4 protein-coding genes are annotated in these 3,136 nt (G+C 68.0%); all 4 read right to left on the bottom strand.

The annotated features are described in order from the left end of the window. On the bottom strand, positions 1-896 hold an 896-nt coding region (locus VFU06_09800; protein ID HEU5209695.1), incomplete at its 3' end, for a PQQ-binding-like beta-propeller repeat protein. Between the two features lie 62 nt (positions 897-958). After that, entirely contained in the window at positions 959-1,510 is a 552-nt protein-coding gene (locus VFU06_09795) for a hypothetical protein (GenBank protein ID HEU5209694.1), read from the bottom strand. A 64-nt stretch (positions 1,511-1,574) separates the two neighbouring features. Further along, positions 1,575-2,060, bottom strand: coding sequence for a hypothetical protein (locus VFU06_09790; GenBank protein ID HEU5209693.1), 486 nt, complete (start codon positions 2,058-2,060; stop codon positions 1,575-1,577). 68 nt (positions 2,061-2,128) lie between these two features. Continuing rightward, positions 2,129-3,136 (bottom strand): HEAT repeat domain-containing protein (locus VFU06_09785; GenBank protein HEU5209692.1); only part of this gene is annotated, 1,008 nt, incomplete at its 5' end.

The following is a 3,136-nucleotide window of genomic DNA, read 5'->3' as shown; positions in this document are numbered from 1 at the left end:
TTCACCGATGCCTCCGTTCGTGCGCGCCAGAGGATCTTTCCGGATGCCACGTCCAGGGCATACACGTGGGTATCACCCGAGCCGACATACGCTGTGTCTCCGACCACGACCGGCGAATCGGCCGGCCCCGCGTACCCCGCCTCACCGGCAGTCTCCCATACCAGTTGACCGGTAAACCGGTCTACGGCGATCACGGCGTTTCCCTTGTAGTCACTGGCCAGGATCAACCGGCCGACGATGACCGGAGACGACGTGAGATTTCTCGCGTCCTCGCCTGCACCCAGGGTGTAGCGCCAAAAGATCCGCCCAGTGAACCGGTCGAGCGCGACCAGCCACCCGGACGAACGATACCCGTTCTCCGCACGGTACTGCTCGGCGGTTGCGTAGACGGTGTCACCGCTCACCGCGGTTCCTCGGACCCACCCACGAAATTCCCATTCCGGGCCGATCTCGGTGCTCCAGAGCACACCGCCATCAGCCCGATTCAGCGCATAGATGCGGCGTGCCGTCGTCCCCGTCCCAAAGTAGAATGCACGGTCGTCGACGGCGCTCTTGCCAATCGACGCGTTGGTCACCGGCGTGAAGCGCCACCGTTCCTGGCCGGTCCCACCGTCCAGCGCATAGACGAGCGATTCGGCAGCGAACACGAATCCAGCGCTGGCGATGAGATTTGCCGGTCCATAAACCCAGTCGGAGCCTCGGGCGTGCCAGACCTGTGAACCGTCGGTGGCACGTCGCGCCGTTATCCCGCCGGCGACCGCGAAGAAGTGGCCGCCCGCGAGCGCAGGGGCAGGTGGACCGGGGTATGATCCTCCCGGCAGCGGTACCCGCCATTCGACTCGAAGGGCGTCACGATCAGGCCCGGCGGTGGGACTGGAACAGGCACATGCAGCCACGATGGCACTCACCGCCAGGGCGTCCGGGGTGCGACCGCACCCCGGCCAATAGCGCGTCGCTTTCACGGCGTGCGCTTGGTGATGGGGACGCGCTGCCGCCCTTCCGGGGTGAGATCGGGCCGCTCGAGACACACAGTCGGGTCGCCGTGCCACACCTCGCGCGGTGGCGTGAACTCCCAGGCTCCGGACAACTCGCGACCCAGGACCTCGTACCACGTCGTGTAGGCCCAGGCGCGTTCCCAGGTGGCGCCGCACCGGCCCAGTGTCACGACCTCTACCGAGAGGCGGTGCACACCACCCGAATCGGCGTACTCGCCGAGCGTCATCACCGCCTGGATGCTGTCCCGGCGTGAGGCCGCCCGCGCCTTGATCGCCGCTGCCACGGACGCGGCTGCCGAGCGCCACGCCCGGGAGGCGGAGTCGGACGCCTCCACTCGCCACGGAGCGCTGCGGAGTGCAGAGTCGCGTGGCGGCAGATGCGCGACGGCGTGCCGCACCAGCGCAACGACGACTGCGGAGTCCGGAGGCGACTGCGCGCTGACCGGCGCGCCCAACGCGAGCGAGAACCCGGTGGCAACGACGGCGCGGCGCCAGAGAGGGTGCAGGGGTCTCACGTTGCGGATCCTCGTGGCTGGTGGGACCGAACAGCGGCCAGGCAGCAAGCCGGTCACGAGCGCTTCAACGGTTCGTTTCGCGGTCGGGTGCAAAGCTTGGCGTCAGCTCGATTGTAAGCACGCTCTTCACCTCAGGATGCGCGCGCAATCCATCCGTGAGTTTGAACAACGCATCTAACGCGACATCACGCGGAGCCGGACGCAGATGCTCGAACACCAGGAGGTGCAGCGGGGTCAATCCCAGCGTCGTGCCCCCGACGACGCGCGCCTGCACGGAGTCGACCAGCTGCTGCCGACGCGCGATCGGCACGCCGTCCACGAAGGCCACGTACAGGGCATTGTGGACCCATCGACCGCCCTCGCCGTCATCGATGACATTCTGTGGCGCTGTTACGACCGCCCACACGCTGTCGGTCGTGTGCGGCGGCTGGTCGAGCGGCTGATCCGCCAGCAGCTGAAGCGGGGACGGCCCCGGCACGGGCGACTGCGCGGGGCCACGGCATGCCGTCACGAGCAGCAGCGCAATGGCGAGCCACATCCCTGATCGCATGCCATCATGTGGACGAAACAATTCGAACGAGCTCATGGTTCCACCGCGATGTCAGGGCCCGGCTGCGACTACAACCGCGCCAGCCATGCTTCCCATCCGCCCTTGGACGCCGATGCGTCCCGCCCGCCGTTCATCCGCTTCAGGAACCGGGTCGTCCGTTCCAGCGTCATCGGATTCTCGGCCCGCAGGTGCTCGAGGACCCACCGGGAATTGCCACTCAGTAACGCGCGCCCGTGCGCGGGCGCAATGCCCGTCTGGACCAGCATCTGGACGACGTCCTCGAAGGCACGGACGTTGGTGCCCCCGATCAGCAGTCGCAGCGTAGGTACCGCCGGGGTCCAGTCCACCGTGCGGGGCTTCATCGTCCCCAACGCATGCGTGGCGAGTGCGCGCACGGCGGGATGCGAGTCCCGCATGGCCTCGACGAGCGCAAGCCACGCCGCGTCCTCATCGGCGAAGTTGACGAGGATCATCGCCGCGACCAGCCGGTTCACGTACAGCGCGTCGTCCCGCAGCGCGATGAGAGCCAGGTCGCGGCTCGCGGGGGAACTCTGTGCATCGAGGAATGCCCAGAGTCGCGACGCATCCTTCTGCAGCTGCGGATACTGCTTCAACCCCTGCGCGCGGCCGGCCGAGTCGAGGCCGTAATACTGGAGCGCCGGGAGGAACCAGGTCCAGCCGAACGCTGTGGCGTGCGTCTCGCCAAGCGACGGTTGAACGAGGGACGCGTACTCGGGCCGCAGGACGCTCATCCCGCGCGGCTCCGGCGCCCACACCACCTCGGCCGAGTCCTGCGGCTCGACGAGCTTGATGAGGAGATAGTGCCGCCGGTCGGTAGGGCTCTTCGCACCCGGCCCGCCAACCATGGTCAGCCGCGTCACCTCAGCATCGGCGAAGCCGAAGGTCTGCGTAAGCGTGGCCATGCACGCAGCGTCGTGGAGGGCCTGGCCAGGGACCTTGCGGCTGATAGAGTCCTGGAGCGCGGCGGGCGTCCAATGGCGAAGGCCGAAGACCTCCACGCGTTGGCCGGGAGCGTAGTAGGCGCGCTGGGCGTCGAGTGGGTGCGCGAGCGGGGA

It is taken from the genome of Longimicrobiales bacterium (assembly GCA_035764935.1).
Classification (GTDB): Bacteria; Gemmatimonadota; Gemmatimonadetes; order Longimicrobiales; family RSA9; genus DASTYK01.
The sequence above is the reverse complement of the archived record's forward strand: the minus strand, read 5'-3'. Positions and strand labels throughout refer to the sequence as shown.